Below are 7,751 nucleotides of genomic sequence, written 5' to 3'. Positions count from 1 at the left end.
ATTTAAATGTGAATACACATTTAATAACAAAAGTTTGATTAGCTCTATATTACGCTTGGTCAAAACTTGCATTGTTTAGTTTTCAAAGACCAAATTTAGTACCACCTTTAGTAGCGACATTTAATATCTTATCAAATCTCATTTCAGTTGTCAATAACTTTTTAAAAGTTTTTTAGCGACAACATCATTAATCATATCACCTTAAATAATCTCTGTCAAGAAGTTTTTATAAAAGAAAAGACTTCTTAACAAGCGACAAGATATAGTATATCAAAAATACTGAATCTCGTCAAGAGAAAATTTTAAAATAAATATTTCATAACACAACTAATAATTTAGCATTTTTAATCATAATTATCAAAAAAAATTAAAAATAACTTTTTTAATAAAAGCATCTTTGGCAGACAATGTTTAATATAATAACAGTTAATTTACTTGATGTCAAATTAAAAGTTAAAGATCCATTACTACTACTTTATAATAACTCAATCATTAAACAATTATACATATAATAAAGAAAAGATAGGCATTTGCCTATCTTAAAGATTCTTCTATATTATTGACCCCTATCTCACCCTTATATAAATTTATACAAAATTGAATAAACTCAATAAGTAAAGTAGAACCTCCAGAAACCAATAGAACAAAAGCCCACTCACCTTTAACTAGTAAAGTAGTTTTAAATAAACTTTGGAATATAGGCAAATATAATACCATAACATGCATCCCAAAAGAAAAAAGTACTGCTACTAATAAATAAATATTAGTAAAAGGATTAATCTGCAATATACTGTACTTTTCAGAACGACAGCTAAAGACAAAAAATAACTGTGCCATGACCAGATTAGTAAAAGCCATAGTCCGAGCTGTCTCCAATGACTTAGAGTACCTCAATCCAAACAAAAAGACCAACAATGTTCCAAAACCTATTAAAATACCCTGACCACAAATCCTCCATTTTAATCCTCCAGCAAAGATACTCTCCTCCTTTGGACGAGGACTTCTATCCATAATATCATCATCAGCTGGGTCTATACCTAAAGCTAAGGCTGGTAATCCATCGGTTACTAGATTAACCCATAAAATCTGAATTGGAATCAAGGGTAACGGCAATCCAAGTAAAGAAGAGAGAAACATAGTCAAAATTTCTCCTACATTACATGATAATAAATATCGAATGAACTTACGAATATTATCATATATTCCTCTACCTTCTTCTACTGCTGCTACAATAGTTGCAAAATTATCATCAGCCAGTATCAATGCCGATGCTTCTTGGGTTACATCTGTCCCCTTTTGTCCCATAGCAATTCCAATATCAGCTTCCTTGATTGCCGGAGCATCATTGACTCCATCACCAGTCATAGCAACAATATGCCCCTTTTTTTGTAATATTTTTACAATCCTCAACTTGTCTTGAGGTGATACTCTAGCAAAAACTGAAATCTTATCTATATCCCTTTCTAATTGCTCATCAGTTAATTTCATTAAATCTTGACCAGTTATCACTTTATCTCCAACCTCTAATAAATCTAACCTTTTGGCTATAGATGTTGCTGTATTTTTATGATCTCCAGTTACCATCTTTGGTTTTATCCCTGCCTGCTTACAGAGTCTAATCGCATTAGCAACCTCAGGCCTAGGGGGATCAATCATTCCGATCAATCCAACAAAGACAATCTCATTTTCATATCTTTCTAAATTATTTTCATTAAGTTTTCCACTTAACTCACGATACCCTACCGCTAATACTCTTAATGCTTGATTAGCTAAGTTTTCATTCTCTTTTAATATCTCTTTTCTCTTAGCTTCTCCTAGCGACCTAGTCTTGCCATTTTCTAGATATCTATTACATCTCTTCAGCAATACATCAGGTGCTCCCTTAATATATAATGTATATTTTTTATTATCCTTAACGATTACTGACATTCTTTTTCTAGAAGAATCAAAAGGTATCTCTATTCTTTTAGAGAATCTATTGTCTAATTCTTCCTTATCTATTCCTGCATCATCAGCTGCTAAAATCAATGCCCCCTCAGTTGGTTCACCTATCACCTCTCTTTTAGATCTCTTCCTATAGGAAGTATCTTTGAATTTTTTATTTAGTGAACCTTTTCGCTTTAACTTAGCATTATTACAGATAGCTCCTATCTCTAAAGCATTGACAAGTGCTTTCTCATTAAACTCTTCATCTTCACAATGATAAAGTCTCCCATTGCTATAGACTTTCTGTACTGTCATTTCATTTTTTGTCAACGTTCCTGTCTTATCGGAACAGATTACTGTAGCACAACCTAAAGTCTCCACAGCAGGTAACTTCCTGACAATTGCATTGCGTTTAATCATCCTCTGTACACCAATGGCTAAAGCCAAAGTAACAATGGCAGGTAATCCCTCAGGAATAGCAGCAACTGCTAAACTTACTCCTGACAAGAACATTTTATAAAGTGGTTCTCCTTTTACTACCCCTAAAGCTACTACTGCAGCACAGGCTAACAGACAGATTAAAACAATTCCTTTACCTAAATCCTCCAATCTCTGCTGTAATGGTGTTGTACTATCCTCTGACTCATGTAATAAATTAGCAATCTGTCCCATCTCTGTATCAAGCCCTGTTTCAGTAATTACAGCTTTACACCTTCCTTTAGTCACCACAGTTCCCATATGAATCATATTTGTTCTATCACCAATTGCAATATCTACATCAGAGGTCAAATTACAACTCTTCTTAGCAACTGGCAGTGATTCCCCTGTTAAAGATGACTCATTAACCTCCAAGGTGCTACTCTCAATAATTCTGGCATCTACTGGAATCTTATCACCAATCTCGATAAAAATTATATCACCAGGTACAAGTTCCTCTGATGCAACCTCTTCCATCTCACCTTCCCTCAAAACCCTAGCTTTAGGCGCTGAGAGTTCTTTTAGTGCCTGCAAAGACTTTTCTGCTCTAAATTCTTGAACAAACCCCATGATGGCATTTAAAATTACAATAGATAAGATAGCAATAGCATCTGCATATTCACCCAGAAAACCTGAAATAATAACTGCTACAATTAAGACCAATACCATAAAATCTTGAAATTGACCTATAAATAGTGAAAATAACGAATGGCCACTATTGTCAGGTAATCTATTCGGTCCAATAGACTCTAACCGTTCTTCTACCTGTCTATAACTCAACCCTCTTTTAAGATTACTCTGTAATCCCTCTACTAAATCTGCTACTGCTGAAGTATATGAATCTTTTTTAGACATCTATCCCCCTCCTAATTTAAAATTAGAATAGACTAAATCAATTAAAAAAACATTGATCTAATTGTTCTAACTATAAGATAAGTCATAGCAACTATAACTATCATTATTCAGCTAAAGTAAAGAAAATTACCCCTTGATGAATAAAAAATAAGTTATATCTAATAATTAATATGACAATCAGTAGTATTAATTCAGCTTAGATTTTATCAAAAGTATTCTTTATAGCTAAGATGATTACTATATAAAAACAATGATTTAAAAGAAATTTAACATTTGAAAAGAAGTTAGTTAAGTGTTACTATATAATGTAAAGAATATTTAAGAGGAGTTGTTAATATGTCCTTAGATGGAGTTACTTTAGCTGCGATTAAAGATGAATTTAAAAATAGATTAATTGGTGGGCGAATAGATAAGATTTATCAACCAAAACCTGAACTATTAACTTTAAGAATTAGACAGCCTGGTCAGAATCTAGAATTGTTGATTTCAGCTGACCCCCAAGAACCAAGGGTACATATCAGTAAAGAGAACTTTGATAACCCTATGAACCCTCCTGCTTTCTGTATGTTGCTTAGAAAACACATTGAAAGTGGAAGAATCAAAGATATTCAACAACCCAATTTTGAAAGAATTTTAGAGATAACCATTCAATATATGAATAATGAGGGTAATTTAGAGGATAAGACTCTAGTCATAGAGTTGATGGGTAGACACAGTAATATCATCTTATTAAATCAAGAACGGATGATACTAGATAGTATTAAACGCATTACCTCTAATAAAAGTCGTTATCGCCAATTATTACCTGGGAAAGAATATTTTCCTCCACCAGAGCAAGGAAAGAATAACCCTTTAACTACTAATTTAGGAGAGTTTAATCAATTACTTCAAAATGATCTTAATGAACCAATCTACCGAGCAATCATGAATAATTATCGAGGGATTGGACCTCTAATCGCTCATGAAATTGCTTATCGAACTAACTTAAATGGCCAAGAAGAATTAAAGAGTCAAGACCAGATAAATAATTTAGGAGAAGAGTTTATAGCTATCTTTGAAGCTATTAGAAATAATAATTTTAATCCTACTTTAGTCTTAAAAAACAATGAATTCGAAGCCTTCTCTTCTATAAATTTAGAACAATTTGACCTACCAAAAAAAGAGTATGATTCAATCAGTGAATTGATGACTGTATACTTTGTTGAAAAGATTACACGAAGAATAGTCAACCTCTACACTGACAAGATGGGAACAGTTATCTCTAATAATAAAGAAAAAGCCGATAAAAAGTACCGTAAATTAAAAGGACAATTAAAAGGGGCTAAAAATGCTGATAAATATAAACTCAAGGGTGAATTAATCCTAGCAAATATTTATAGATTAAAGAAAGGTGAAAAGAAAGTAAAGTTAGAAAACTATTATGATGATAATAAAGAAATTACTATCACTTTAGACCCTAAGCTTAATCCTTCTGATAATGCTCAAAAATACTTCAAAAAATATGAGAAGGCCAAAAAGAGTATTAAATATTTAAAGTATGAACTATATAAAATAAAGAACGAACTTGATTACTTAAATCAATTAGAGGTGAATATAGCACAGGCAGAGAGTGTTGAAGATTTAGAAGAGATATATGAAGAGATGGTGCAAGAAGGATATATCAGAGAGCAGAAGAAGAATAAGAATAAACGGGATAAAAAACTGCCACCACTTAAATTCAAATCTACTGATGGGTATGATATCTTGGTTGGAAGAAATAATCGCCAGAATGATAAATTAACGAAAAAAATTGCCAATAATCAAGATACTTGGCTTCATGTCAAAGACCTACCTGGGTCACATACTATTATTAGAAACCATACTGGTGAAGATTTGCCTGAAAATACTATTTTAGAAGCTGCCCAAATAGCTGCTTTTTACAGTAAAGGCAGAGAGTCTAGTAATGTTCCTATCGATTATACTCTAATCAAAGATGTCAAAAAAGCTAAAGGAGCCAAACCAGGAATGGTTTACTATGAGAACTATACAACATTATATGTTGATCCTGATGAAGAGCTTGTAAAGAGTTTAAAAGTTGATTAATTATCAAAAATATTATAGATATCCAAGTCTACAGTGTAATTTAATGGATATATAGCGACACTTTTAAAATTAGCGTGAGTAGGTGTGTGAGTGTGAGTAAACCCCAATAAAAAGAAGTTTTACACACACTCACACTCATAGCTCACACTCGACACAAAGTGTCACACTATCTTTCTATTGTTTCACTCTAAAGTTGGATGACTATATTACCCCAACTAAAAAAGCATACCAACGAGTGGTATGCTTTTTTAGTCACTTAAACTAACACTATTACCTTCTTTTATCTTAGCAAAATAATCCTTTAAGGTCAAAGTCAACCACAGCACTAAGATAATAAAGGAAATCCCTTCTGCAATAGGGAAAGCAAACCATAAAGCAGATAGACCATATAAACGACCTAATAAATACATAACCGGCAGTAATAAAACAATCTGTCTTAATGATGATAATAATAAGCTTGGAAACCCTTTACCAATCGATTGAAAGGTAGTCGCACCTATTAAGGATATTCCAACTACAGGAAAGGAAAGGCTAATTCTCCTTAAAGCAGTACTTCCTATCTCTAACAATTCCTGGTTTTTATTAAAAAGTCTAATTAACCCTTCAGGAAAAAACTGAAATATTACAAATCCTACCATAGTAAAGATAAACCCAATTACCATTCCAAAAATTATAGTCTTCTTCATTCGCTTAAAATTGTTGTGTCCATAATTATAGCCAACAATAGGCATAAACCCTTGACCTAGACCATAAACGGGCATAAAAACAAAAGATTGTAATCTAAAATAAATCCCTACCACTGCAATAGCTGTTGCATCATAACTTGCTACAATTACATTCATACCAGCCATCATCACACTAGCAAGAATTGGCATCAACATAGCAGGAACCCCCACTTGATATAACTCTTTAATAACTCCTAAGTCAAAATTAAAATCTTCAAGCTTTAATTGAATCTGATTCTTATCACTTAGAATAATTCTAGTAATGAAGGTTCCACTAATTATTCTAGAGATAACTGTAGCATAGGCTGCTCCTTCAACTCCAAAGCTAGGAAAGAACCCAATTCCAAAGATCATCAAAGGGTCCAAAACCATATTGATGACTGCTCCAATCAGCATAGTTATCATTGGAATAAAGGTATTGCCCTCTCCTCTTAAGATATTATTAAAGATCATAGGAACGAACATTGCTACTGAACCAATCATGATTATTCTAATATATCTAGTCCCCATATCAATTAGAGTCGGACTACTTGTAAAGATTCGAATCAAATCATCAGCAAAAAAGATTCCTACTATAGCTGTAATTATTCCATAAATAATAGCTGAGAAGACTACATGTTCTGCTACATTGTTGGCTTTATGCCCTTCACCTCTTCCTAATAATCTAGAGATTAAGGAATTGGCACCAACTCCTGTTCCAACTCCCACTGCAATTAAAACCATCTGAATTGGAAAAGCTAAGGATAATGCAGATAAAGCTTCAGTACTTAAATGACCAATATAGATACTATCTACCACATTATATAATGCTTGCACTGCCATTCCAATAATTGCAGGAATCGATAGTTTCAATAATAATGGCACAATCGCTTCTTCTCCTAACCTATCGGAGTTCTTATTAACTTTCATAATTATTCCCCCTTAAATTATCTTTTAATCATCTAATTTATTCTTTAAATTCTCATACATCTTTTTAGTTGTAATTAGATAATTCTCTAATTCATCTTGAGTTAAGCCTTCTTTCATTTCACTTTCTACCGAATTTAATATTTTAATAAATTTAGGTTTAAATTCTTTAGCTTTAGCAGTTAAGTATAGTAGTCTTTTACGCCTATCATCTAGGTCAGCCTCTTTAGTTATAAAACCAACTGCTTCTAATTTCTTAATCCCTTTGCTCACAGCAGATTTATTAAGATTATAAGTCTGACATAAACTATGTTGACAAACTCCTTCCCTTCTATATAAAGACATTAAAAGAAAGATCTGTCCATGACTAATATCATAAGGCTCTAATTTCTTATCTAATAAGACTGCATGTGCTCTATGGGTCATACTTAAATATTTACCAATTCTTTCTCTTATCATAACTCTCTACCTCCAAAAATAGTTCACCCTTCAACTATTTTTAGTATACAATAAATTTAGTTTACTTGTCAACTATTATCTAAACTTCCAGTTTAATATATTCTTATAATGTAATATTTGAGTACATTAGTACATTATAATAATTAAATATCGGTATATATAGTCATCCAACTTTAGAATGAAACAATAGAAAGATAGTGTGACACTTTCGTTTCAGGAATCGGGAATCTGGAATCATGGTGTTAGTATAATATAGTAGACACATTTAATCGAAAATATTAGAATAATAAGTAGAAAGAAAGGATGTGTCTACAATGGCAA

The 7,751-nt window shown here is 32.2% G+C and carries 4 protein-coding genes; 1 reads left to right on the top strand and 3 read right to left on the bottom strand.

All coding sequences use genetic code 11. The features are described from left to right. Positions 1–534 precede the first annotated feature (534 nt). Entirely contained in the window at positions 535–3,258 is a 2,724-nt protein-coding gene (locus ACTCDL_RS12580) for a calcium-transporting P-type ATPase, PMR1-type (RefSeq protein WP_463177178.1), read from the bottom strand. 336 nt (positions 3,259–3,594) lie between these two features. Here ACTCDL_RS12580 and ACTCDL_RS12575 point away from each other — a divergent pair, with 336 nt between their 5' ends. Then, positions 3,595–5,340 (top strand): Rqc2 family fibronectin-binding protein, encoded by a 1,746-nt coding sequence (locus ACTCDL_RS12575; RefSeq protein ID WP_463177175.1) that lies wholly within the window; start codon positions 3,595–3,597, stop codon positions 5,338–5,340. Positions 5,341–5,588: 248 nt separating this feature from the next. Here ACTCDL_RS12575 and ACTCDL_RS12570 read toward each other — a convergent pair whose 3' ends face one another. Then, positions 5,589–6,974, bottom strand: a complete 1,386-nt coding sequence (locus ACTCDL_RS12570; protein ID WP_463177173.1) for an MATE family efflux transporter — start codon at positions 6,972–6,974, stop codon at positions 5,589–5,591. Between the two features lie 24 nt (positions 6,975–6,998). Then, positions 6,999–7,430: a MarR family winged helix-turn-helix transcriptional regulator gene (locus ACTCDL_RS12565; RefSeq protein ID WP_463177171.1), complete on the bottom strand. Its 432-nt coding sequence runs from the start codon at positions 7,428–7,430 to the stop codon at positions 6,999–7,001. Between the last annotated feature and the right edge of the window lie 321 nt (positions 7,431–7,751).

This window comes from Orenia sp. (assembly GCF_055140805.1).
This window is presented reverse-complemented; position numbering and strand designations above follow the sequence as displayed.

Coding starts and splice junctions, on each gene's coding strand:
- ACTCDL_RS12580 (WP_463177178.1), bottom strand. CDS start 3,258: ATGTCTAAAAAAGATTCATATACTTCAGCAGTAGCAGATTTAGTAGAG.
- ACTCDL_RS12575 (WP_463177175.1), top strand. CDS start 3,595: ATGTCCTTAGATGGAGTTACTTTAGCTGCGATTAAAGATGAATTTAAA.
- ACTCDL_RS12570 (WP_463177173.1), bottom strand. CDS start 6,974: ATGAAAGTTAATAAGAACTCCGATAGGTTAGGAGAAGAAGCGATTGTG.
- ACTCDL_RS12565 (WP_463177171.1), bottom strand. CDS start 7,430: ATGATAAGAGAAAGAATTGGTAAATATTTAAGTATGACCCATAGAGCA.